This is a genomic window from Pontibacter sp. GD7, from assembly GCF_058216375.1.
Window position 1 is genome coordinate 160,117 of record NZ_JBYZMP010000010.1, and the last position, 24,952, is coordinate 185,068.

The following is a 24,952-nucleotide window of genomic DNA, read 5'->3' on the forward strand; positions in this document are numbered from 1 at the left end:
AAGGTTACGTTTTCAATGCTTAAAAAAGACACACAGCAACATAATTGTTTAGTAGGTTAAAGTATAACCAACCTAACTTATATGATTTAAAGCGCACTGCTGCCACTTTATTTAGTGCAATATTGAGGCAATCAGAGTTGCAGGGCTTTTAGCTTAACAAGCGCCTCCGATATCTTCTCCCACTGTTTTGGGTCCTCTGCTTTTTCCCTTGCCTTGGCCTCATTTTTATAAAAAGCCATTACATTTTCCCTTAGGTCCGTGCTCATGTGCTTAAAATCCTTGTCCGAATTCTTGAGCAAAAGCTTTTCGTATGTTTCATCGGCCAGTTTGTAGTCGCCTATTGCAATGGGCTTGCCGGTATCGAGTTGCAGGTTGCGCAGGTTTGGCTTTGGGTTGCTCTCCAGTTGCTTCAGTTTTACGCTGTAGGCATCAACCGTTTTATTAAAGCTTTCCATAAAGTATTTTTCTGCCTCTGGCGGTGGCGGCACCAAAGCTAACGGTTTTAAAGGCCCTATCTTAGGCAATACCCTGATTATACTTGCCGTGAAGCGTGTAAAAAGGTTGGGCCTGTCGTAGCAGTTGCCCCACTGCTCGTGGTAGCGGGCCATACGCATGCGGTAAACAAATTTGCGATGTGTGGCATCCGGGTTAGCTGCCATTATCTCATCTTTCTTGGCATGCCAGGCTGCCTTGGTTAACTCCGGTATCAGGCCCCGGATGGTATACCTGTATGTTCCGATGGCTAACGGCAGACTCACAAAAACATCTTTCAGTTCTATACCATAAGTTTCCAGAAAAGCCCTCTCTAAAACTTCCGGGGCCACTTCAAACCCGATAAAATCTCTGTAGTTTTCCGGTGCATAGTTGCCGCGGGCCACCTGTAGTACATCAAACCCAAACTCCGTCTTGATATGTGAAACTGGGTCGTCGGCGTAGGTTACGGTGTTGCCATACTTTGCTTTAACTTTTGGGTACACAATTGGCACGGCACGGTTTGTACCGATAGGGTGCCCATAGATATCGGCGTTGTAGTGCGCCAGTGCCCCCAGAGAAAAGGCCAGTTCATCCAGCGTTTTAGAAGAGGTGATCAGGTTCTCCACAAAATCGCCGGTCCGTACATAATGTACCAGGTCTGTGAAGAAAGGATTGCCAAACGGGAAATAGCCCATGTCCTGAATAATGGAGCCGCCGTAGGCATGCGCGTGCGCCTTACGGAGTTGCTCTTCTGTGGCGTCGGGGTAATGCTTTAACAGTACCGGTTTCAGGTTTTTCTCCCAGGCGGCATCAACTATGGCCTGGTGGGTAAGCACACTGTAGGCAAACGAACTAAAAGGTGTTAGCACCAGGGCTAAAAGTATAAGGGTTAGGCTAAAGAGCCATTTTTCAGGTTTCATAACATAAGGAATACGCATTACAGATCAAAAAGTATGTTTTACGTATGATTGTTGAACGGAAGTTTACTTTTACGGTACATCATTACCTCCACCAGGCTTACACCAACCAGGGTCCAGAGCAGACCCAGTAAAAAACCCGCCAAAACATCGGAGAGGTAGTGCACGCCCAGGTAGATCCGGCTAAAACCGACCAGCACGATAAGTATAACCGCACCCCAAAGGCAAAGCTTCTGGTACTTGCTCTTGTTTAAATGCCTGTAAAGGAAATAGGCCAGCAGACCATAAAGCGCAAAAGCCGTGGTGGCGTGCCCGCTCGGAAAGGAATAATGCACCACCTCGTAGTAGGCCACATCGGCAGGTCGGGCACGGCTGATAAAGGTTTTACCATAGCGCACCGAGAGTCCCACGCCTCCCATTACCAGCCAAAAAGCAAGTATGGCTATAAAACGCCTTCGGTACAAGAATATGCCTGTTACCACTGCCCCGATAATAAAGACCGCTTCACGCTCGCCCAACTGCGTAATAACATACAATACCTGGCTTAGCCACGGCAACCGGATGTTGTAAAGTAAGTCCGTAAACTCCTTGTCAGCCACCACGATCCAGTCAGCGTCCATTACACTCTCGGTGAGCTCCGACAACAGGCTAATGTTTACAAAAGCCACTGCCACTACAAGCGTAAGGGGCAAGCCAACAAAGCTTTTAGTATGAAATCGCTTCCCGATAAATGAGGCTGTGCCAGGGTATTTCGCCTGAAACGCCTTCACCAGCCTGTGATCCAGGAGCCATCGCTTCGCCTTCCTTACTTTATGGGATAAGAGGTTTTTCATCTGAAAGCCTGATTTATAACACCTATACGGCGCTTCGGCACTTTGTTTACCTGGCAGCGCTACTGGCTTTAAAATGCATCGGTTATACGCTTAAAATCAGCCTGTACCACAACTATACCTCTCTAAATAAAGTACATAAATAGTATGAAGGGGATAGATCATGTGTTTGATAAGATAATGCTTGTAACAGGAATCGCCTTGCTGATTTTATTCTGGTGGCAGTTTCCTGCCATGCCTTCCCCGGATCAACAACAATACACCTCCTATACTTACGCCACCGAGGCTATCACCTCAACCTCTAAATGGACTTATATGAGGCCAGATAAGGCACTTACGCCACGCCAGGTTGTACGCATACAAATGCGCGCCCTCCAGGAGAATGACCACCAGGACAGCGGCATTATCACTGTGTTCAATTTCTCGTCGCCTAAGAACCGAATGCACCTTGGCCCCTTAAAGCATTTTAGATTGATTGTCCGGGACCCTGCCTATCGTACAATATTAAACTTTAAAAGTTACAAAACGGGGCAGATCGTTATAACCGATGACAAGGCTTACCAGCTGGTGCTGGTTAAGGGCAGCGATGGTACAGAAGAGGCATACCTTTTTATACTTGCCAAGCAACGCAAGGGCAGTTACAAAGGCTGTTGGATGACCGAAGGCATTGCACGCATGGATCAGAGCAGACAAACCAGCCTGATTTAAAGAAGGCTTAAATGTCAAGCTCCATTTTTATATTGGCACGCTCATAGATACTGGGCGGCATAGGCACCTCTACGAAACCAAGGCGCTTGTAAAGGTTAAGCGCGGTTTCTAGTCTGCGGTTGCTGACCAGGTATACTTTGTGGGCACCTACACGCTTTGCCCTGTCCAGGGCGGCCTCACCCAGCATTTTACCGATCTTCATGCCCTGCATTTTAGGAGCCACGGCCATTTTAGCCAATTCAAATACGCCGTCGCCGTCGTTGATGAGGGCGCAGGTGCCAACCGGCTCCCCGTTGAACAAGGCTATAAGTATGTGGCCGCCCTTATTTAGTATGTAGCCCTGCGGATCAGACAGCGATTTGTTATCCGCATCCTCCATCACAAAGTATTTGGATATCCACTCATGGTTAAGGTCGTAGAAGGCCTTTGCGTAAAACAGGTTAAAGTCTACGATCTGTATAGCGGATGGAGTGTTGTAGTGCTGTGCCATGGTGTATGAATGCGATGCCGCAAAATTACATGAAGCATGACACTCATACAAAAAATGCCTGCACCACTTTTGTGTTATGCAGGCATTATTCAGCCATACCTGAAAAAACCGCTACAGCTGGCCTCTCAGCTCGCCGCTTGGGTTTGTTGTGCTGTGCACATTAATGTACCACCTGCCGCTAAGCAATTCGCTTTCCTCTGCTTCCGTTAAAGCCCTGGTAGTGCCCGAAACTGTGCCCTGCGAACCACGGTTGGCAGTCGGAGGTGTAATGTCAATTACAACAGGCGCATTTGCTGTTGCCAAAGCCGGCCCGTGAAAGTGCATCCCCGTCAGGCTACTGCTTGGGTTGCCAAAGTTCCAGGTTACTGTGTAGTTTAAAATATTTGTATCGCGGTTGTATGTGCCATTAAAAGTTCCTGAGCCGCTGGTTGTAACTGCAGGCACTTCATTAGCGCCTCTCAACTGTATATTATTGAACTGCAACACATTGTCATCATCGTCATCGTCGTCGCAGGCAAAAGCCAGGCAACTTAGCAGCATAAGGCTATAAGCCAGCATTTTTCTGAAATCCATAATCATCCCCTTCATACCAAATCACATTTAATTTATTAATAATCAATTAATTACAATACTAGTACTTACTCTTTTACTTAGGTTTTGTTGATCTGCCGGCGTTAAATTCCGTAAGTCGCAACGTATGACTTATAAGCCTATACTTTTACCGTGTGTATACATGTATATTTTGAAGCTGTTTAGAGTTTTAGTTAAGAAGTATGGCCTCGCCATTGTTGGTGTTTTTCACCAACAATTAAAAGACATTGGCTATTATACTTGCCGGTGAAAACACGCAGCAAGGGCTGGCAGAGTAAATTTTAATAAACTCTAAACAGGCTCTTTAACTGTTGCGCTGCCGTTTTATAGTTTTGTAACCTGAATGCCCATTATGGATGAGATGGTGCCGTTATGGCTAAAGCTTGCTTATACTTTGTTTGTGCTGGTGCTGGTGCCGGTATATTGGGTAAAGTATAAGCCTGCCAACTTTCTGTGGTTTTCAGACATTGCCCTTTTTGCGGTTGGTATTGCCCTCTGGACCGACAGCCGCCTGCTTGTAAGTATGGTGGCCGTGGGTGTTCTGGCGCTAGAGATATTCTGGAACGTGGATTATTTTGGCAGTCTTATACTAGGTAAGCCGCTATTTGGCCTAAGCTTTTACATGTTCGACAGTAGCAAAAGCCTTTTTCTAAGAGGTTTGTCTTTGTTTCATGTGGCGCTGCCTGCCATTGTGATCTGGCTGCTGCTGGAATGGGGCTACGATACCAGGGCAGTATACTTCCAAACCATACTTGCCTGGACTGTGCTGCCAATCGTGTATTTATATACCGACCCTGACGAAAATATAAACTGGGTCTTTGGCCCCGGCAGCAAACCACAGCGCAGAATCTCACGCCATTTATACTTCTGGTTGCTGATGGCCTTTTACCCTTTAGTGGTGTTTCTTCCTTCTCATTTTATACTTAAGTGGCTCTTTAACCAGCCGTAAAGTATAAAAGCGGGCTGCAAACCCGCTTTTATACTTGTGCTTATAACTAAATCAGCTTAAATACTGGCGATATTGGTATTCGGCACTTTTACCTTTTCCTTTTTGCTAAGCCCGGACACAACCTCAATGTTTATACCGTCAGAAAGCCCGGTTTTAACAACTCTTTTCTCAAATACCTGCGGCGCAGTTTCCACTTCTACGTAGGGCTGGTTCTTCTCAAACTTCAACAGGCTCTCTTTTATGGCCAGCACATTCTCGCGCTTGTCCAGCACGATGTCTGCGTTGGCGCTGTATCCTGCCCGTATAAAGTCTTTGTCATCGAGCATTACCCTGGCGCGTATCGGGAACTTGATGGAGCCTTCTTCCAGCACACCCTTTGGCGCAATGTATTCCAGCTTGGCATCAAACACACGGCCTTCTATTGCCCCTATCGTCAGGAGCAGGTCCATGTCTTCCTTCAGCTTGCCAACTTCCGACTCATCTATTTTACCTTCAAACACCAGGCTGCGCATATCTGCCACCGTGGCGATGGTGGTACCCTCGTTAAAATTGTTGCGCTCTATAATGGAAGTACCCACTTTTACAGGAACATCCAGCAGCATGCCATCAATGGTAGAGTACACCAGGTTAGACGCCTGGCCGCTTTTGCGCGATGCACCTTCGCGTACCAGCTGTAGGTTACTCTCGGCTGCCTGCAGCGCCTCCCTCTTTAGCTTGTAATCCGTTCTGTACCGCTGATACTCCTGCTCCGGAATCACTTTTTGCTCGTAAAGCTGCTCGTAACGGGCCAATTCTCGTTTGGCGTCATCAAAATTCAATTTTGCGGTTTGCAGTTGTGTTTCGGCATTGTTTACGCTAACCATGTTGGGCACAATCCGGATCTTTGCCAGCAGTTGCCCCTTCTTCACTACCTGGCCAGCCTCCACGTGCAGTTCTTCCACAATACCCGATACCTGCGACTTTACCTGTACCTCTTTGCGCGGCACAATGGAGCCGGTGGCAACGGTCTTTTTCACAATATCAGCCTCAAAAGGGGCCTCTGTTTCGTAAACAACCGGATCTGTGTTAGACTTGTTGTAAAAGTAGTAACCCAGCCACACCGACAGGCCAAGGAACACTATGACTAGCAAACCTAAAAAAACCTTTTTCATAGAAGATCAGCTTTATATAATTTCTTATTATTCAATTTTATTATTCGTTTTTCAGGGCTACCACCGGATTTACCCGTGCGGCTTTGGCTGCAGGTATAAGGCCTGCCAACGCACCTGCCAACACTAAAAGTATGGTAGCCGCCAAAGCTATGCCCAGGTCAATCTCAGGTATGCCAAAAAATCCTGCCTGTACATCATACTTGCGCATAAAATACTCTATGGTGGCAATAATGCCTGTGCCTGCCAGCAAACCCGTATAGCCGGCCACTCCCGTTATCACGATAGACTCCTGGATGATCAGGCTGATGATAGACCAGGGCGTAGCGCCAAGTGCTTTCCGTATACCTATCTCCTTTGTTCTCTCCTTTACCACAATCAGCATGATATTGCCTACCCCGATAATACCCGCGAAGATGGTGCCTATACTTACCAGCCAGCTAAAGCCGGCAATACCTGCAAACAGCCCCTGCACATCCTGAAATTCCTTCTCTACGTTGGCAGAGCCAAAGGCCTTTACATCTGTTGGGGCAACCTGATGGCGCTTCATCAGCAGGGCTTTTACTTTCTCCTCGATAACTGCGGCAGGCACACCTGGCTCCGGCACCATGGCCAGCGAGTTTACCTGGTTGGGTTGGTTAAAAGTTTGTTGCAGGCTTGTGTTGGGCAGGTAAATGATCTTGGCGTCCTCTACAATGTCTTCGCCTTTGCCAATGGGCTCAAAGGTACCCACCACTAAAAAGTGGCTTCCCTTAATGTCAATATACTTCCCGATCGGGTCTGTATCTTTAAATAGCAGCTCAAGGGTTCTGGGCCCCACCACCGCCACTTTTCTGCGCTCCGCAATGTCTTTCTGATTAATAAACCTTCCAGAAATCACTTTTGTAGGCCTTACCTGCAGCATTTCGGGTGTTTCGCCGCGCACGGTAAAGGCTGCGCTCTTGTTGGCATGGCTCACCGAGAAATCGCCGCGTAACTGGTTATTGGGTGCAATTACAGCCACTTCGGGTACATTCGTTCTGATAGCTGCCACATCATCATTTGTAAGCTGCACAAACCGGCCTGCTTTTAAGCCCATATAAGGCACACTGGTACGCTGGGTCCAGATAAACACTGCATTCTTGGCCACATTAAATTCCTGCACCACCCCATTCTCCAGCCCTTTGCCGGCACCCAACAATACCACCAGCATAAATATGCCCCAGAACACCCCGAAAGCAGTAAGCGCCGTACGCAGCTTGTGCTTCTTTACGGTGTTATAGATCTCGGTCCATTTATCGATGTCTATCATGGTTTAATTTTGAATGTTTGAATGAGTGATTGAGTAAGTGTTGAATGGCTTAATTGTTAAATTGTTAAACTGTTGTATGGGTGCTATGGCAATCATATACTGATCTTTATGGCATTTACACCTCCGCCAAATTACACATTCACTCACCCACTCATCCACTCATTCACTCATTGTACTTTAGTCTGCTCTAAGTGCCTCAATCGGTTTAATGCGGGCAGCCTTTAAGGCAGGCACCAAGCCGGCCAAGGCACCTGATACTACCAGCACTACCGTTGCCGAAATAGCTACACCTGGGTCAACCTCAGGGTTGGCAAAAAATGGTAGATCAGCCCCAGAAGATACCATCATGTACTCCAGAAAAGCCAGTAACCCAGTTCCTGCCAGCAGGCCCATGTATCCAGACAGCGCCGTTATCACCACCGACTCCTGAAGTATAAGGCTGACAATGGAGAACGGCGTGGCACCCAATGCTTTTCTCACTCCAATCTCACGGGTTCTTTCCTTAACTATGATGAGCATGATGTTGCTCACGCCCACAATACCTGCTATCAGAGTGCCGATGCCTACAATCCAGACAAATATGCGGATGCCGTTAAACAGGCCGGTCACTTTTTTAAATTCTGCCTCCGTGTTCTCTATACCCAAAGCCATGTCGTCGTTCTCAGAGAATTTGTGACGTTGGGCAAGTATGGCTTTAAGGCGCTTTTCCATGTCCTCGGCAGGCACGCCATCCTCTGCCGTCAGGATCATCATCTGCACCTGGTTTGGCTGGTTAAATGCGCTCTGTATGGTAGAAAAAGGAATATAGGCCCGTTCTTCGCGACGTGCGCCGTTATTGCCGCCAACATTAAAAGTACCTACCACTTTAAAATGAATGCCTCGGATATTCACGTACTCCCCAATCGGGTTCTGCTCTCCGAAAAGCACTGTCGCGGCCTGTTCACCTAACACAACCACTTTCCGCTTTTCGGCCTCGTCATACGCGTTCAGCAGTCTGCCTCGTGCGGCAATCTCGCCGTTCATTACCAGAAATTCAGGTTCGGCACCAAAAACCTGGAAAGATCCGTTTTGCTTTTTATAGTTGATGGTATACTCTCCGAACACGCGATTACGAGGCGCCATCATATTCAGGTCCGCCACTTCGCGGTCAATGGCTTGCAGATCCTGGTTGGTAAGCTTAATCTCTCGTCCCGGGCTCATACCCTGGTGCGCCAGGGCCGTTTTCCCACTCCAGATGTAGATACTGTTCTTGGCACCATAGCCAAAACGGTTTACTACTCCATTCTCCAGACCTTTGCCCGCGCCAAGCAGCAACACCAGCATAAATATGCCCCAGAACACGCCAAAGGCAGTCAGAAATGTACGCAGCTTGTTCTTCTGCATCGTTGCCAATATTTCCTGCCATTTGTCTAAGTCGAACATATTCTATTTTTGAATGAGCGAATGAGTGGGTGAGTGAATAGGAAAAAGTTTTAAGTAATCAGTGATCGCATGAATAACAGTTTAACAATTAAGCCATTAATTCTTACCCACTCGTCAATTTATTGCTTTCCACTTCCTCGGTTTCCAACATGCCATGGTCATCATTTATAATCAAGCCGTCTTTTAACCTGATGATGCGATGCGTCTGGTCTGCGATATCGTTTTCGTGCGTCACGATCACCACCGTCATGCCTTTTCTGTTTACCTCTTTAAAAATATCCATTACTTCGTAAGAGGTCTGGGTGTCGAGGGCGCCGGTTGGCTCGTCGGCAAGTATAAGTTTGGGCTGTGTAATAAGGGCGCGGGCAATGGCCACCCGCTGCTTCTGTCCACCCGACAGTTCGTTAGGGGAGTGATCCGCCCAGTCTTTCAGCCCCACCATGTCCAGATACTCAAGGGCCAGTTTGTTCCGGTCTTTGCGGCCAACCTTCTGGTAGTAAAGCGGCAGTGCCACGTTTTCGATGGCATTTTTAAAAGAGAGCAGGTTAAACGACTGGAAGACAAAGCCCAGGAACTTGTTGCGATAGTAAGCCGCCTTGGCAGCCGAAAGGTTTCTGATAGGGGTGCCGGCCAAAGTATAATCGCCTTTGTCGTAATCATCTAGTATGCCCAGTATGTTCAGGAGGGTGGACTTACCCGACCCCGACGAGCCCATGATCGAAACAAACTCACCTTCATGCACCTGCATGTCTATGCCTTTAAGCACATGTAGCTGGTTTTGCCCAACCGAATAGTATTTATGAATATTCTGTAACTGTATCATCAGGCATTTCCTGTTCGGTAGCTTACTCTAATTTACGGAAGCATGCTTTCCAAAGCACTTTATAGCAGCTATTTACATGCTTATTTATACTTACCTCATAAAAGTATCTACCACCATTGTTATTTAGTCTATCAACCAGAGTGTTTAATAAGCTGCTTCCCTTTAACCAGAAGTATAACAGCCAGGTGGGCAACTCTAAAAAAATAGATGCACGTATAGTAGCTAAAGTTGCCTGGGTGCTGCTTTTTTTGAAAAGTGTTTCTCTTTATTCTTCCAGGGCTTGTTCAACACTGATCTATGTTTTCATCCGTACTACCAGCTCCCATACTTTTCCACCCACTAAAACACCACCTGGGATTTATACTTGCCTATATCAGAGAAAACAAAAGTATAAGTAGCAGACAACTGCAGGCAGACCTGCGGACCCTGGGCACCTCACAGCTTGATTTATACTTTGGCCCGCTTAGCGCTGAGGAGATCGCTACGGAAACCATAACCTACCTCCAGAAGCAGAAATTAATAAACCCCGTTTCTTTTAGACAATTTTTAGACGAAGGCGGTTCAGACTACCGTTGCATCACCCTATCCGACAAAACCGATTGGGTGTTGCGCTGGGGCGTGGTAGAGAGCCGGCACGTTCACCTGCACCCCGCCCGGTATACCAGCCATACCACTCGTGTAAAAGCCGCTGCTTTAAAAACAGCAATTGCCACAGTTATTGTGGCTACCCAACTGCAACTACCCATCTCTGAGCTCAGCACTGTTAACCGGGTACGGAAAGAGTGGTTAGGGCTTTCGCCAGTGAAGTGGTTGAATGAGCAGGAGGGCATTGGCAAGTTCCTAAAGCTGCTGCAACAACACTCCGAAAAGTAAAAAGGCGCCACAGTTTATATTTGCGGCGCCTCTCAAGCTATGATATTTATTACTGGCGGTTCATTTCCAGCAGCGTCGTAAGCGATACCTGCCTGTTGTTCAGTTTGGTATACTTAAAGTCGTCGCCACCTCTGAAGTTTGCCCCCCTGATATTGAAGCTGTCGCTTATTTTGGCATACTTGAAGTTGGCTGTGCCATCAAAATTAGCCTTCTGGAAATTTACGCCTTCCTCAAATTTGGCATATTTGAAGTTTGCCTCCCCCCCGAAGGTTGCTCCGGCAAATGTTACCTTGGCCGGAAACGTAACATACTTGAAGTTTGCATCCTCTTTAAAGCGCGCCTCGCTAAAATCCGTTGCACCTCTGAATTTGCTATACTTAAACAGCGCCTCTTCTGAGAAACGGCTACCTGCAAACGACACATTTCCGTCAAATTCAGAGTATTTAAAGGCACTTTTTTCCTCAAACGTGCAATTCTCGAAGCGCATATCCTTCTCGAAATTAGTGTTGTACACCTCATTGCTCGAGTTTACAATGTTAACCCCGTTATCAGGGTTGAAGTAAGCCAGCACATCGCCTTTAAAAGTGCAGTTAACAAAGCTAATAGGTGCGGTAACTGTGCTGATATACTCTTTGGTGCTATACTTGTCGTTGCCTTTTCTATCCTTCAGCTTCATGTTCTGCAGCTTGGTCAGGTCAAGGTTGCCTACGATGTCGGCATTTTTATAAGCCACAGCCTCGCCACGGTTTATTTTGGCAATTATATCCGATGCGTTTACCCTGGATTGTGCCCATGTGAATAGCGGCAACATCATCAACACCACCAGCACTTGTAACTTTTTCATCATGACTCTCTTCATATTTTATGTTGTTGTCAGTTGTTTTAGATTTCGAATAAAAGATGAAGCGATTATTGTGAAGGTTGCACCAACTTGCAGAATATTTTTAGTGCATGTAGAATTTTACTCCTGTAAACAGTGCAAAAATAAAAGCGGGAACTGTTTTTATGCCTTGAATAATAAAAAAGCGCCACTCTTTTAAGAGCGGCGCTTTCATGCTTTTATACTTTATACTTTACTTAGATGTGTATCGCTCGGTTGTCTGTGGCAGCTAAGCACGCTTCCTTCATCGCTTCCGCAAACGTTGGGTGTGCATGGCTCATACGGGCCACATCCTCAGCAGAAGCACGGAACTCCATGGCTGTTACTGCCTCAGCAATCAGGTCAGCAATACGCGGGCCGATCATGTGCATGCCCAGGATCTCGTCAGTTTCCTTATCCGCTAATACCTTCACAAAACCATCTGTATCGCCTGATGCTTTCGCACGGCCAGATGCTTTGAATGGGAACGAACCGGATTTGTAAGCACGGCCCTGCTCTTTCAGCTGCTCTTCGGTAAAGCCTACACCAGCCACTTCAGGCCAGGTATACACTACCCCCGGGATCAGGTTATAGTTGATGTGCGGCTTCTGGCCAACCAGCTGCTCTGCCACCATCACGCCTTCTTCCTCTGCTTTGTGCGCCAGCATGGCACCACGCACTACGTCCCCGATGGCATAGATGCCCGGCACGTTAGTCTCCAGGTGATCGTTAACGGCAATCATACCGCGCTCACCCATCTGCACACCGGCGTTTTCCAGGCTAAGGCCTTCTGTGTACGGCTTACGGCCAACAGATACCAGCACGTAATCGCCCTCAAACGTAACCTCCTCGCCTTTCGGGTTCTCAGCAGTTACCTTCACGGTTTTGCCTTTTGTAGTGGCACCAGTCACTTTGTGGCTCATAAAGAACTCAAAGCCCAAGGTTTTCTTAAGCACACGCATCAGTTCTTTACCCAGTGCACGGTCCATCGTCGGGATAATGGAGTCCATGTACTCGATCACCTGCACTTTAGCACCCAGACGCGCATACACAGAACCAAGCTCCAAGCCGATCACGCCACCACCAATGATGATCATGTTCTTTGGCACCTCTTTCAGTTCTAAAGCCTCTGTAGATGTAATGATGCGCTTCTTATCGATTGGCAGGAACGGAAGTGTCGCTGGCTTAGAACCAGTGGCGATGATCGTGTTCTTTGTCTCGATCTGCTGCTCTTTGCCCTCTGCGTCTGTGATCTTGATCGTGTTTTTGTTTACAAAAGAGCCAAGACCATAGTACGTGTCGATCTTGTTCTTCTTCATCAGGTACGTTATGCCGTCGTTGTTGGCTTTTACCACACCAGCCTTGCGCTTGATCATCTGCTCCAGGTTCACCTTCAGGTTGTCCAGCTCAATGCCGTGCTCCGAAAAAGCATGGGCCGCATTGTGGTAATGCTCTGATGAATCGAGCAAAGCTTTGGACGGGATACAGCCCACGTTAAGGCAAGTACCTCCCAGCACGTTATACTTTTCTATGATAGCGGTTTTCAGGCCAACCTGGGCGCAACGGATCGCCGCTACGTATCCACCAGGGCCAGAACCGATTACTACTACGTCGTAAATCATTTCTTTATACTTTGAGGAGAGTTTGCACTCTCGTTTTTATACTTTATTTATCAGTACTTTGTACCTGCTTCAAACAGTCAGGGAACGATTGATATCCCCCTACGCCCCCTTCTTTGTCGAGGGCCCCTACCCCCAAGGGGGACTATTCTAGAACGATTAACCCACCCCTACCCCCTCCCAAGAGGGGATTTTTACCTCCCCTAACCCCTCCTAAAAACAGGAGGGGAACATTCGTGCATGATTGTCCCCCTTGGAAGGGGGTAGGGGGATGATAATCGTTCCCGATTCCCCTCTTGGGAGGGGCAGGGGTGGGTTCAATTAAAAGGAGGAGCAAACTTTTGCGCTTACCCCTCCTTCCTTATCTGGATAAATTATACTCCTAAAAGCAGTCTCATCGGATCCTCCAGCAGTTCTTTCACGCGAACTAAGAAGCTAACCGACTCACGGCCATCGATGATGCGGTGGTCGTAAGAAAGCGCCAAGTACATCATTGGGCGAATCTCCACCTGACCATTGATAGCTACAGGGCGCTGCACGATGTTGTGCATACCAAGTATAGCCGACTGTGGTGCGTTGATGATCGGAGTAGACATCATAGAGCCGAAGATACCACCGTTAGTGATCGTGAAAGTACCACCAGTCATTTCCTCGATAGAAAGTTTTCCGTCACGGGCCTTCTTAGCTAAACGCACTACTTCTTTCTCAATACCATCCAGCGACAGCTGCTCAGCATTGCGGATAACCGGCACCACCAGGCCTTTCGGCGAAGAAACCGCAATAGAAACATCCACAAAATCGCTGAACACCATCTCGTTGCCATCAATCTGTGCGTTTACCGCTGGCCATTCCTGTAGGGCAACAGTACAAGCCTTTGTAAAGAATGACATAAAGCCTAAGCCTACGTCATGCTTTTCCTTGAACTTATCTTTATACTTGGCGCGGATGTCCATGATTGGCTTCATGTCTACCTCGTTAAAAGTAGTAAGCATGGCCGTTTCATTTTTCACCTGCACCAGGCGACGGGCAACTGTTTTGCGAAGCGCACTCATTTTCTCGCGGCGCTGGCTGCGATCGCCAGATGCTGAAGGGGCCTCAGCAGATGCAGCAGCCTCTTGCTTAGGAGCGGCAGCTGGTTGTGCAGCAGATTTTTGTGCATTCTGCGCATCCTCTTTGGTGATACGGCCATCACGACCTGTACCCTGTACATCAGCAGCGTTAATGCCTTTTTCGGCAAGGATTTTTCCGGCAGCTGGAGACGGAGTACCCGAAGCATAGGTTTGTGCGCCTGATGTAGCTGCAGCAGCTGGCTGAGCAGCCTGTGCAGCAGGAGCGCCTGGCTGAGCGGCTGGTTTAGCAGCTCCAGAACCTGCACCTGCCACGATCTTGCAAAGCAGACCACCGATCTCTACTGTATCACCCTGCTGGGCAACAATCTGAAGCGTACCGGCAGCCTCAGCTGGAAGTTCAAAAGTAGCCTTATCAGACTCCAGTTCAGCGATCACCTCATCCATCTCTACATGGTCGCCATCGTTTTTCAGCCAGCTGGCAATGGTTACCTCCGTGATGGACTCGCCAACAGTAGGCACTTTCATTTCTACTACCTCACCAGCACCTTGTGCAGCCGGAGCTGCTTCTTGAGCGGCAGGTGCAGCAGCTTCTTCAGCAGCTGCTGCAGAAGGAGCAGATGCGGCAGCACCGTCCTGATCGATTTTGCAGATCACGGCACCTACATCTACAGTATCGCCTTCCTGCGCTACAATGCGTAAAATGCCTGCGGCTTCGGCTGGCAATTCGAACGTGGCCTTGTCAGATTCCAGCTCTGCAATCACCTCATCCATTTCCACACGGTCGCCGTCTTTCTTAAGCCATTGGGCTATGGTTACCTCAGTGATCGACTCACCTACGGCAGGCACTTTAACTTCTAAGCTCATATTTTCTTTGAATTATGAATTACAAATTATGAATTACGAGTGAGTAATGACTAATGATGAATGAGGAATGAAGAATTATACTTCACTCACGTCCCATCAATTAATCATTACTCATTATTAATTACTCATTATATAGCAAACGCTCTTTCAATAATGCTCTGCTGCTCTTTTACGTGCACTTTCATGTAACCTGTGGCAGGCGATGCGCTGGCTTTACGTGCCACTACATCCTCTACCTGGCTACGCATGATGCGCAGAATGTACGTCCAGGCGCCCATGTTCTCAGGCTCTTCCTGTACCCAGTATACTTTGGCGTTCTTATACTTCTTCAGCTCAGCCTCCAGCTGTACTTTAGGGAACGGCGCCAGCTGCTCCATACGGATGATAGCTACGTCTTTGCGCTTGTTCTGCTGCTGCTCTTCTAGTAAGTCGAAGTATACTTTGCCAGAGCATAGCAACACTTTCTTCACTGATTTGGCCGTAGCATAGCTGTCGCCGATAACTTCTTTAAAGCTGCCTGATGTGAAGTCCTCAACAGGAGAAACCACCATCGGATGGCGCAGCAACGACTTAGGCGACATATTTACAGCAGGCTTGCGGAATGGCAATGCCAGCTGACGGCGCATGAAGTGGAATAAGTTGGCTGGTGTAGTGATGTATGTCACGAACATGTTGTTTTCTGCGGCAAGCTGCAGGAAGCGCTCCGGACGTGCATTGGAGTGCTCTGGTCCCTGGCCTTCGTAACCGTGCGGTAACAGCATTACCAGACCATTCATACGCTGCCACTTAGATTCCGTGGAAGAAATAAACTGGTCGATCATTACCTGCGCACCGTTGGCAAAGTCGCCGAACTGAGCCTCCCAGATTACCAATGCATTCGGGTTAGCCATGGCATAGCCAAACTCAAAGCCAAGCACGCCATACTCCGAAAGCAGCGAGTTGTAGATCTCAAAAGAGCCCTGGCCCTCTGCCATGTGGTTCAGGTTGTTGTAAGCGGCGCTTGTTACAGCATCGTGCAATACTGCGTGGCGATGCGAGAACGTACCGCGCTGCACATCCTGACCAGAGAAACGTACAACTTTGCCATCAAGCAACACCGAGCCGTAAGCCAACAACTCACCGGCTGCCCAGTTAAGCTGCTTTGTCTCAAAGAACATCTCCTTACGCTCTTTTATCAGCTTCTCGATTTGTTTCAGCGGTTTAAAGCCTTGCGGTAACGATGTTAAGGCCTTGCCCACTGTTTCTATCGCTTCAGCAGAAATACCGGTTTCAGGAGATTTCTCGAAGTCCTCCGGAGTTGAGCGACGCAACGATTGCCACTCTTTCTCCATCTGCTGGTAGTTGTAAGGCAATGGCTTTTGCTTAACCATGTCCAAACGGTCCTGCAGCATCTGGCGGAACTCCTTATCCATATTTTTGGCAAGCTCTGCGTCAACCTCACCACGTGAGATCAATTGCTTGTTATATACTTCGCGCGGGTTGGCGTGCTTCGAGATAAGGTTATAAAGCTGAGGTTGTGTAAACTTCGGCTCGTCAGACTCGTTGTGGCCATGGCGACGATAGCACACCATATCAATAAAGATATCGTTGTTCACCTTCTGGCGGTATTCCATGGCTATGCGCATGGCAAATACCACTGCCTCCGGATCATCACCGTTAACGTGCAGTACCGGCGCATCTATAATTTTTGCAACGTCCGTGCAGTAAATCGATGAACGGGCATCCTCAAAGTCAGTCGTAAAACCAACCTGGTTGTTGATCACAAAATGAATGGTACCACCAGTGTTGTAGCCATCCAGGTTTGCCATCTGTGTTACCTCGTACACAATGCCCTGTCCTGCAATGGCCGCATCACCGTGAATAAGTATAGGCAACACCTTATCGGCATCTTTGCCATACATACAGTCAATTTTAGCACGCACAAAGCCCTCTACAACCGGGTTCACTGCCTCCAGGTGCGATGGGTTAGGTGCCAGTTTCAGGTTTACTTTTTTGCCTGATGGGGTTACCACCTCCGAAGAGTATCCCATATGGTACTTCACGTCACCATCACCCATGGTAAGGTCTGGAACCGCAGTACCCTCAAACTCAGAGAAGATCTGCTCATAGGTCTTGCCCATGATGTTGGCCAGTACGTTCAGGCGGCCACGGTGTGCCATACCTATCACCACTTCTTCAACGCCAAGCTCTGATGCCTTGTCGATGGCTGCATCCAGGGCAGGAATGGTAGTTTCGCCACCCTCCAAAGAGAAACGCTTCTGACCTAAGAATTTTGTGTGCAGGAAGTTTTCGAATACAACCGCCTCGTTCAGTTTAGAAAGAATGCGTTTTTTATACTCTATCCCAGGGTTAAAATTAAGGGAGTCGCGCTCTACTTTTTGTTTGAACCACTCCAGCACTTCCGGGTCGCGGATGTACATGTACTCGAAGCCGATTGAACCCTCATAGATTTTTTTCAGGGCAGCCTCGATGTCGCGTAACGTAGCCGGGCCTATACCTATGATCTCGCCTACCTGGAAAACCGTGTCCAGGTCAGCCTCCGTTAAACCGAAGTCTGCCAGGTCAAGTCTTGCTTTACGGTCTTTGCGGGTACGCACCGGGTTGGTGGTAGAACGCAGGTGCCCGCGCGTACGGTATGCGTGGATCAGGTTACGTACGGCAACCTCTTTTTCAGACTCACCGGCCGCAACTGCGCCTTTTGCAGGAGCCGCCATGGTACCCTCCGGAGCTTCGTGTCCGTTTTCGCCATAAGCTGTTGCAAACTCAAATCCTTCAAAAAATTTGCGCCATCCGGCATCTACCGACTCCGGATCCTGCTGATAAGACTTGTAAAGTCCATCAATGTAATCACCGTGCGCATTGGCGATGTAAGTATATTTATCCATTGGAATACTGCTTTGTATAATGGCAAAGTTAGAAGTATTATTAAAAAATCAAATTTCACACATTCGCATTAGCAAATATAACTCATTATCAAGTATGATATATTAACCTTGAATATGTTTCAATCATTCACGCAAAGGGATTCTAAAAATCATTTTATCTGCTCCTGAAATTGTTACCTACCCATTACACTTTACCTTATTACTCATTAGAATCGGTATTACCAACGGTATATTATTTACTGGATGATAACAATAAAATGGTGAGGCAGACCAAACACAGATGTTACCTTATGCTAAAACAATACATATAATAATACACAAAACACGCCATTAGAACACATACTTCAACTTTTACAATTTTAACTAGTAAAAAAAGCGACGTTACTTTTTAAGCAAATAATTCCTACTCTTTACTCACCAATGCTTTTACTTTTATAAAAGATAAATGGTAAAGGTGCCTAACCAGGTTTTATACTAAGGTCCTGACCAAATAAATACGCTATACTAAAGAGCAAATAGTAATGGACCCACATCTGTTAGATGAGTTATCGAAAAGTATAGGCGCCCGGTTACTGATTCAATTTGAATACTTAGACAGGGAGTATATTGTTGAGCCGCACCTTTTAGGGCGAAACCATGACAAACAGGATACCCTGCTGGCCTGGGTTGTGTCTGGTGCCATGAAACAAGATCTCTCTAACGGCAACTGGCAGACATTTATACTTGGGGAAGTTTTTTGCCTGAAAATTCTGGAGCAACGCTTTTCGAAGCAGCGTCCGGGCTACGACCCCTATGACAGTTCCATGAGCCGTATTTACTATCGCATATAACAACCGGGCACCTTAACGGGGCTTTTGATGTTACTGACAAGGTAAAACGTAGCAACGCACCTTGGCCCGAAAAAGAAGAAAGTATAAATCTGTCTTACCCCGCACTCCTCTTACTGCTCAGGAAAAGATAAGCCTCTATATGCGGGGCAATACGTCCAAGAACACGAAGCCGGAGCTTACATTGCGTAAGGCCCTTTGGCACGATGGGATGCGCGGCTATAGAATACACTGGCACAAGGCACCCGGCAAACCTGATATCTGTTTCCCCTCCCGTAAACTTGCCATCTTTGTACATGGCTGCTATTGGCACCGTTGCCCCTATTGCCAACCTGCGCTACCCAAAACCAACAGCCTTTTCTGGCAGGATAAATTTAGCAAAAACATTTACCGGGACGCCAAGTATAAACAGCAGTATCGTGAGGCTGGCTGGCAGCGCATTATAATCTGGGAGTGCCAACTGCGCCGGAATTTAACCGCTTGTGTCATGCTTATAAAAGAACTGCACCGTGGTGTTCCGGCAAGTTGGGAAGTAGCAGCATAACATCTGACAAGGTGCTTTATACTGTATGGCCGGCTTAACATACAAAATGTGTATATTCAATTAAATCAAACTACATACTATGAAAAAGCACATCCCTTTACTGGCTTTAGCTGGCTTGCTGGCCATAGGCTGCAGCGAAAATGCGCGTCAGGTGGACGAAACAGAACGTGAAACAGCCGAGGTGGCTGAAGACACCACAAACCTGCAGCCGGCTTTGCAAAGTATAAACACAGACCAGATCCTGAAACATACCTCCATTTTGGCCTCCGATGCTTTTGAGGGCAGAAGCCCGGGTACAGCCGGCGAAGACTCAACGGTAAACTATTTGGTCCGGCAGTTTAAAAGTATGGGCCTGCAGCCTGGTAACCCTAACGGCACCTATGTGCAGGAGGTGCCTATGTTTGGCTATACGCCCCAGCCCACCGCAACCATAAAGGCATCCGGCAAATCGATCAGCTTAACCTTTCCGGAGGACTATGTAGCCGTAACAAGGCGCTATGAACCGTCTGTAGATGTCAGTAACTCTGAAATGGTGTTTGTTGGCTATGGTATTGTGGCGCCGGAGTATGGCTGGGACGATTACAAGAATGTGGATGTAAAGGGCAAGACCATTGTCATGCTGGTGAACGATCCGCCGATCCCTAGCCCGGGAGATGCCACTCGACTGGACAGCACCATGTTTGGCGGCAAAGCCATGACCTATTATGGCCGATGGACTTACAAGTATGAAATTGCTACTGAAAAGGGAGCGGCGGCTGCCATTATTATTCATGAGACCGAACCTGCCGGCTATCCCTACGAGGTCATCTCGGGTAGCCACAGCCGTGAAGGATTTGAGATTATCACCCCGAATAAAAACATGGACCGTGCTAAGGTGGAGGCATGGATCACAGAGAACAAAGCCAGGGAAATATTCTCCGCCACTGGCCGTAGCCTGGAGCAGTTAAAGCAGGCTGCGCTCAAAAAAGACTTTAAACCGATCCCATTGAATGCCACAGCCTCATTCAGTATTAAAAATAAGCTGCGTGAGGTGAAGTCGAAAAATGTAATTGCCAAGCTGGAAGGAAGTGATCCTAAGCTAAAAAATGAGTATGTAGTGTATACCGCCCACTGGGACCACCTGGGCAAAGACCCAAGCCTGCAAGGCGACCAGGTATACAATGGCGCCCTTGACAATGCCAGCGGCACGGCAGGCCTGCTTGAAATCGCAGAAGCATTCACGAAGCTCGAAAACAAACCTAAACGCTCTATACTATTCCTGGCTGTTACTGCAGAAGAAAAAGGTTTGCTTGGCTCTAAGTACTATGCCAGCAACCCCTTGTACCCTCTCCGAAGCACCGTTGCCAACATAAACATGGATGTGCTTAATGCCTACGGGCCAACCGAGGATGTAGTAGTGATAGGCTATGGCAACTCTACTTTGGAAGATGTGCTGGCCAGGGCGACTAAATCACAGAACCGGAGAGTAGTGCCCGAAGCCTCTCCTGAAAAAGGGTCATTCTATCGTTCTGACCATTTTGAGTTTGCCAAACAGGGAGTACCGGCCCTTTATGCAAAGTCGGGGGTTCTTGCGCGAAATAAACCTGCAGATTACGTTAAAAACTGGCAGGACAAGTATACCGCAACAGATTACCACAAATTAACCGACGAAGTCAGGGACGATTGGAACTTGGAAGGTGCTGTTGAAGACCTCCGGTTATTTTTGAGAGTTGGTTATAATGTGGCCAATACTGAAAAGATACCGGAATGGAAACCGGGAACAGAGTTTAAGGCCAAACGAGAGTCCATGCTGGCAGAACCAGCGGATAGTGTGAAGGCTAAATATCAATAAGCAAACAGACAGCCGTAAGTATAAATGCAAGGTGCTCTACCTTTATGCAGGCCTTCCATTTATACTTACGGCTATACTTACGTGGTGTCAATGGCAACTGAATTGGAACGGAAAGTATAAATGTATAGTCAATGTGTCGTTCATCCTTAGTTTTAGACCATTCACCCTCTCCTATCTGCCCCTCGCCATAAACAACTGCCAATAAGCTTGTTACAGGGGTTACTATCCAGGATTGCTGGTATTAACTTGTGTAATAACCAATTGAATAAGATCATGAAAAAGCATTGGATATTGGGTTTTGCAGCAATAACTTTTGCCGCATTTACAGCATGCAACAGCGAAAATGATGCAACCACCGAAGCTGAAACTATTGAAACCACAGAGGATATCGAAGCCGACCTGGAAACAGATATGAATGAAGATACGGTAATGTTACAGGACACACCGGTAGAAGATGGAGTGGCTGACGAAATACAGGAGGAACAGCCTCCGGTTCAGTAACAATTAAGTTAACTAATTAGGAAGGGGTCTCCGGCAGTAAGCCGGAGACCTTTTTTTGTGCTTTTATTGAAGCATTTACGGTAAAAGCCTAAAGTAATTGTATATGGATTACTAAACCTTTTTATCTTTAGGAATGCAAAATTCATCACTTGTACACGATGGCATAACAATCAGGCTCATCGACTCTGACGAGTTGCTGCTACAGACTATAAAAGAGCTGAGCAAGTTTCCAGAACTTGCCCTTGACCTTGAGTTTGACCAGCACCGTTATACTTATGGCTTTAACCTTTGCCTGGTGCAGCTCAGCAGCGGCAATGGCGTTTGCTACATTATTGACCCGTTACCGATTAACGACCTACAGCCACTTTATGCGCTTCTAGAGGATAAAAACATAACCAAGATAATTCATCACGCCAATAACGATATACTTTTACTTGATAAACTAGGCTGCAATATTCGCGCTGTACTTGATACGGATGTCGCAGCTAAGATCCTGAACTATGAAAGATCGTCGTTGGCTACTGTACTCAAAGAGGAGTTTAACAAAGAAATTGATAAATCTCAGCAGTCTAGTAACTGGAACCTGAGGCCCTTGACAGAGGCACAATTAAGGTATGCTGCCATAGACGTGATATACTTGCACAAGATAAAGGATAAGCTTGTGCAGGAGGTGGAGCAACAGGGTCGCCTGCACTGGTTAAAGGAAGAGAACCAGTTACTGGAGTCCCTTACTTACTCTGAGCCTGAGAACCCGCATCTGAAACTTAAAAACGCTTTCCGTTTAAATTTTTTCCAGCAATATGTATTAAAAGGGTTGTTTGCCTTTCGGGAGCAAATGGCACAAACGTTCAACAAGCCTGCTTCCTATGTTATCAGCAATGAGGCACTTGTTGATCTTGCTCAAAATTACAAGACAGACATTCATGAGTGGCTCAACCATACTAAGGGCATACACGGCAGCTTAAAAAAGCAAAAGAATGAGCAGCTGCTTGAGCAAGCCATGAAGAATGCTATTAAAGAAGCTATTGCCCATAACATTAGCCATGATTATCCGGAAAACCGTTGGATACGCCCTTTACGCACTCCTGAGTCTGAGGCTAGAAAAGAGGAATTAACAAAGGTGCAGAAAGCCATCATAGCCAAGTATGGCGAGTATGCTTCGAGGCTGATCATAACTCAGAGTGTTATTAATGAATACAGCCAGAGCGGTAAACTAATTTGCCTTAAGCAATACGCTACTGATATAATGATGGAAACGGCTTCTGAAATTGGAGTTGAATTACCTACTCCATCCTTTAGGGAGAACAAGAAAAACTGAACCTACTTTATCTTAATAGAATAACTACCATACATGAGCACCCACAGAACGGAACATGACTTTCTTGGAGAGAAAGAAATTCCGAATGAAGCATACTACGGCATACAAACTTCAAGAGCACTTGATAATTTCAATATTACGGGGATTCCCATCTCCAAAGAACCGCTTTTCATCCAGGCATTCGGTTATGTTAAAAAAGCTGCTGCCCTGGCCAACAGAGACTGTGGCGTTATAAGCCCTGCAATAGCTGATGCCATAGGCAAAGCCTGCGATAAATTAATAGCAGGTGAATACCTTGACCAATTCGTTACAGATATGATTCAGGGGGGCGCAGGCACCTCAGTAAACATGAATGTGAATGAGGTTGTGGCTAACCTGGCTCTGGAAATTTTGGGACACCCGAAAGGCAGTTACAAAATTGTGAGCCCAAACGACCATGTCAACTTCTCGCAATCTACTAATGATGCATATCCAACAGCCTTCAGGCTTGCCCTGTACCGTAAGTTAGATAACTTCATTGCCAGCCTCGAAGCACTGCAGCAGTCTTTCGCACAGAAAGGTGAAGAATTCAAAGATGTACTTAAAATGGGTAGAACTCAACTTCAGGATGCTGTTCCTATGACACTTGGCGCCGAGTTCCACGGGTTCTCTACAACCATTAAAGAAGACATCCAGCGCCTTAACGAAGCCAAGATGCTGATCTGTGAGATCAACATGGGAGCTACCGCAATCGGAACATCCATAAATGCGCCGGAAGGATACCCACAGATTGTTACAGACCGTTTACGTGAAATAACGGGAATACCAGTAGTTTTAGCGGAAGACCTTATCGAAGCTACCTGCGACACAGGTGCTTATGTACAGATATCTGGTGTGTTAAAAAGAAGTGCTATCAAGATATCTAAGATTTGTAATGATCTGCGCCTGCTTTCATCCGGACCAAGAGCAGGTATAAATGAAATAAATTTACCTCGCATGCAGCCTGGCTCTTCCATTATGCCTGGTAAAGTGAACCCTGTTATACCTGAAGTTGTAAACCAGACAGCTTATTATGTTATCGGATCGGATGTAACTATAACTATGGCTGCTGAGGCTGGCCAGTTACAATTAAATGTAATGGAGCCTGTTATCGCATTTAGCTTGTTCAGTTCCCTTACTTATCTCGAAAATGCATGTTATACTTTAAAAGAAAAATGCATTGATGGAATAACTGCCAACGAAGAGATATGTAAAAACATGGTGATGAATAGCATTGGTATTGTAACCTCGCTTAACCCAATCATCGGTTACGAGGCTTCCGCTTCAATTGCTAAGGAGGCTTTGCAAACAGGTAAATCGATACACGATATTACAGTTGTTGAAAGAAAACTGATCTCTCAACAGAAATGGGATGAGATCTTCTCTATCGAAAATCTAATACACCCAAAATTCATTAATAACTAAGCGTATCTTAGTTTCTTATAATCATGAAGCCCCGTAAGTATACGGGGCTTTTTTTGTTTGCTATGGGCACATTCTAAGAGCCTTTTAGAGTTTATTAAACTCCATACTGCCTGCCCTTGCTGCGTGTTATCACCAGCAAGTATAATAGCCAGTGACTTAAATTGTTGGTGAAAAACACCATTAATGGCGGGTCTTGTTTCTTTTAGCCAAAACCCTAAACAGCTCCTAAATCATACTGAAATCCAATCTAACATATTCTATGGTATGACTGTCAAAACAGGCAATACTTTCAGATGATGTATAGTTTTACATAGCATCCTAATCCGATAGGACCGAGCTACGATTCACACTTTGCCATCAAAGGTTTCGAATTTGTTGTGCCGCCTGTAGTTCGCTCAAGTATAGATTATACTTAGGAGATCCTATTTTACACTCATTAAATAGAAAAAAACGCTAGCTAGTGGAGCTGCAGGATAATACCGACTTAGAAGCTTTGTAGGAACTATACGCCTGTGGATGACGCGCAAACTTCTGGGCTGTGGGTGGGGGAAAAGAAAAGGGGGCAGCGTCCTTTTGGGATGCTGCCCCCTTTGTTGGGGTTGGCGGCCACCTACTCTCCCGGGTGTGACCCCAGTACCATCGGCGCGTCCGGGCTTAACTTCTCTGTTCGGGATG

At 46.9% G+C, this 24,952-nt stretch carries 22 protein-coding genes and 1 rRNA gene; 9 read left to right on the forward strand and 14 right to left on the reverse strand.

Annotated features, from left to right (window positions below):
* Nucleotides 1–131: 131 nt before the first annotated feature.
* Nucleotides 132–1,394 (reverse strand): zinc dependent phospholipase C family protein, encoded by a 1,263-nt coding sequence (locus AC4BAP_RS15475; RefSeq protein WP_490583575.1) that lies wholly within the window; start codon nt 1,392–1,394, stop codon nt 132–134.
* A gap of 38 nt (nt 1,395–1,432) precedes the next feature.
* A complete protein-coding gene (locus AC4BAP_RS15480) occupies nt 1,433–2,224 on the reverse strand; it encodes a phosphatase PAP2 family protein (RefSeq protein WP_490583576.1) in 792 nt (263 codons plus the stop codon).
* Nucleotides 2,225–2,368: 144 nt separating this feature from the next.
* On the opposite strand from AC4BAP_RS15480, the gene AC4BAP_RS15485 reads away from it, so the two are divergent.
* Complete coding sequence (locus AC4BAP_RS15485) at nt 2,369–2,929, forward strand: DUF4864 domain-containing protein (RefSeq protein ID WP_490583577.1); 561 nt, start codon at nt 2,369–2,371, stop codon at nt 2,927–2,929.
* Nucleotides 2,930–2,936: 7 nt separating this feature from the next.
* Here the strand turns inward: AC4BAP_RS15485 and AC4BAP_RS15490 are convergent, their stop codons facing one another.
* A complete protein-coding gene (locus tag AC4BAP_RS15490) occupies nt 2,937–3,419 on the reverse strand; it encodes a GNAT family N-acetyltransferase (RefSeq protein ID WP_490583578.1) in 483 nt (160 codons plus the stop codon).
* 111 nt (nt 3,420–3,530) lie between these two features.
* Entirely contained in the window at nt 3,531–4,007 is a 477-nt protein-coding gene (locus AC4BAP_RS15495; protein WP_490583579.1) for a CHRD domain-containing protein, read from the reverse strand.
* A gap of 346 nt (nt 4,008–4,353) precedes the next feature.
* Here AC4BAP_RS15495 and AC4BAP_RS15500 point away from each other — a divergent pair, with 346 nt between their 5' ends.
* Nucleotides 4,354–4,959, forward strand: a complete 606-nt coding sequence (locus AC4BAP_RS15500; RefSeq protein ID WP_490583580.1) for a membrane-associated protein — start codon at nt 4,354–4,356, stop codon at nt 4,957–4,959.
* Nucleotides 4,960–5,015: 56 nt separating this feature from the next.
* Here the strand turns inward: AC4BAP_RS15500 and AC4BAP_RS15505 are convergent, their stop codons facing one another.
* From AC4BAP_RS15505 to AC4BAP_RS15520, 4 genes are all read right to left on the reverse strand, one after another.
* Nucleotides 5,016–6,110, reverse strand: coding sequence for an efflux RND transporter periplasmic adaptor subunit (locus AC4BAP_RS15505; protein WP_490583581.1), 1,095 nt, complete (start codon nt 6,108–6,110; stop codon nt 5,016–5,018).
* 40 nt (nt 6,111–6,150) lie between these two features.
* Nucleotides 6,151–7,398, reverse strand: coding sequence for an ABC transporter permease (locus AC4BAP_RS15510; RefSeq protein WP_490583582.1), 1,248 nt, complete (start codon nt 7,396–7,398; stop codon nt 6,151–6,153).
* 177 nt (nt 7,399–7,575) lie between these two features.
* The gene (locus tag AC4BAP_RS15515) at nt 7,576–8,820 is read right to left on the reverse strand and encodes an ABC transporter permease (protein ID WP_490583583.1); all 1,245 of its coding nucleotides are present in this window, start codon (nt 8,818–8,820) and stop codon (nt 7,576–7,578) included.
* 103 nt (nt 8,821–8,923) lie between these two features.
* Nucleotides 8,924–9,643: an ABC transporter ATP-binding protein gene (locus AC4BAP_RS15520; RefSeq protein ID WP_490583584.1), complete on the reverse strand. Its 720-nt coding sequence runs from the start codon at nt 9,641–9,643 to the stop codon at nt 8,924–8,926.
* 297 nt (nt 9,644–9,940) lie between these two features.
* On the opposite strand from AC4BAP_RS15520, the gene AC4BAP_RS15525 reads away from it, so the two are divergent.
* Nucleotides 9,941–10,516 carry a hypothetical protein gene (locus tag AC4BAP_RS15525; protein ID WP_490583585.1) on the forward strand — a complete coding sequence of 192 codons (576 nt, stop codon included), beginning with the start codon at nt 9,941–9,943 and terminating at the stop codon, nt 10,514–10,516.
* A 49-nt stretch (nt 10,517–10,565) separates the two neighbouring features.
* Here the strand turns inward: AC4BAP_RS15525 and AC4BAP_RS15530 are convergent, their stop codons facing one another.
* The 4 genes from AC4BAP_RS15530 to AC4BAP_RS15545 all read right to left on the reverse strand — a co-directional run bounded on the left by AC4BAP_RS15530 (nt 10,566) and on the right by AC4BAP_RS15545 (nt 17,813).
* A complete protein-coding gene (locus AC4BAP_RS15530; protein ID WP_490583586.1) occupies nt 10,566–11,375 on the reverse strand; it encodes a pentapeptide repeat-containing protein in 810 nt (269 codons plus the stop codon).
* 218 nt (nt 11,376–11,593) lie between these two features.
* Nucleotides 11,594–12,994, reverse strand: coding sequence for a dihydrolipoyl dehydrogenase (gene lpdA / locus AC4BAP_RS15535; protein WP_490583596.1), 1,401 nt, complete (start codon nt 12,992–12,994; stop codon nt 11,594–11,596).
* A gap of 374 nt (nt 12,995–13,368) precedes the next feature.
* Entirely contained in the window at nt 13,369–14,928 is a 1,560-nt protein-coding gene (gene odhB, locus AC4BAP_RS15540; protein WP_490583587.1) for a 2-oxoglutarate dehydrogenase complex dihydrolipoyllysine-residue succinyltransferase, read from the reverse strand.
* Nucleotides 14,929–15,056: 128 nt separating this feature from the next.
* Entirely contained in the window at nt 15,057–17,813 is a 2,757-nt protein-coding gene (locus AC4BAP_RS15545) for a 2-oxoglutarate dehydrogenase E1 component (RefSeq protein WP_490583588.1), read from the reverse strand.
* Between the two features lie 521 nt (nt 17,814–18,334).
* Here AC4BAP_RS15545 and AC4BAP_RS15550 point away from each other — a divergent pair.
* The 3 genes from AC4BAP_RS15550 to AC4BAP_RS15560 all read left to right on the forward strand — a co-directional run bounded on the left by AC4BAP_RS15550 (nt 18,335) and on the right by AC4BAP_RS15560 (nt 21,015).
* Nucleotides 18,335–18,643: a hypothetical protein gene (locus AC4BAP_RS15550; RefSeq protein ID WP_490583589.1), complete on the forward strand. Its 309-nt coding sequence runs from the start codon at nt 18,335–18,337 to the stop codon at nt 18,641–18,643.
* A gap of 61 nt (nt 18,644–18,704) precedes the next feature.
* Nucleotides 18,705–19,184, forward strand: a complete 480-nt coding sequence (locus AC4BAP_RS15555) for a very short patch repair endonuclease (protein WP_490583590.1) — start codon at nt 18,705–18,707, stop codon at nt 19,182–19,184.
* A 79-nt stretch (nt 19,185–19,263) separates the two neighbouring features.
* Entirely contained in the window at nt 19,264–21,015 is a 1,752-nt protein-coding gene (locus AC4BAP_RS15560) for a M28 family metallopeptidase (protein WP_490583591.1), read from the forward strand.
* Here the strand turns inward: AC4BAP_RS15560 and AC4BAP_RS15565 are convergent.
* Nucleotides 21,002–21,217: a hypothetical protein gene (locus tag AC4BAP_RS15565; protein ID WP_490583592.1), complete on the reverse strand. Its 216-nt coding sequence runs from the start codon at nt 21,215–21,217 to the stop codon at nt 21,002–21,004. The genes AC4BAP_RS15560 and AC4BAP_RS15565 overlap by 14 nt on opposite strands.
* A 71-nt stretch (nt 21,218–21,288) precedes the next feature.
* On the opposite strand from AC4BAP_RS15565, the gene AC4BAP_RS15570 reads away from it, so the two are divergent.
* The 3 genes from AC4BAP_RS15570 (at nt 21,289) to aspA (ending at nt 24,277) form a co-directional block, all read left to right on the forward strand.
* A complete protein-coding gene (locus tag AC4BAP_RS15570) occupies nt 21,289–21,516 on the forward strand; it encodes a hypothetical protein (RefSeq protein WP_490583593.1) in 228 nt (75 codons plus the stop codon).
* 133 nt (nt 21,517–21,649) lie between these two features.
* On the forward strand, nt 21,650–22,834 hold the full coding sequence (locus AC4BAP_RS15575) for a ribonuclease D (protein ID WP_490583594.1): 1,185 nt from the start codon (nt 21,650–21,652) through the stop codon (nt 22,832–22,834).
* Nucleotides 22,835–22,867: 33 nt separating this feature from the next.
* Nucleotides 22,868–24,277, forward strand: a complete 1,410-nt coding sequence (gene aspA / locus AC4BAP_RS15580) for an aspartate ammonia-lyase (protein ID WP_490583595.1) — start codon at nt 22,868–22,870, stop codon at nt 24,275–24,277.
* 597 nt (nt 24,278–24,874) lie between these two features.
* Here aspA and rrf read toward each other — a convergent pair.
* Nucleotides 24,875–24,952, reverse strand: a 5S ribosomal RNA gene (rrf, locus tag AC4BAP_RS15585); the annotation flags it as partial.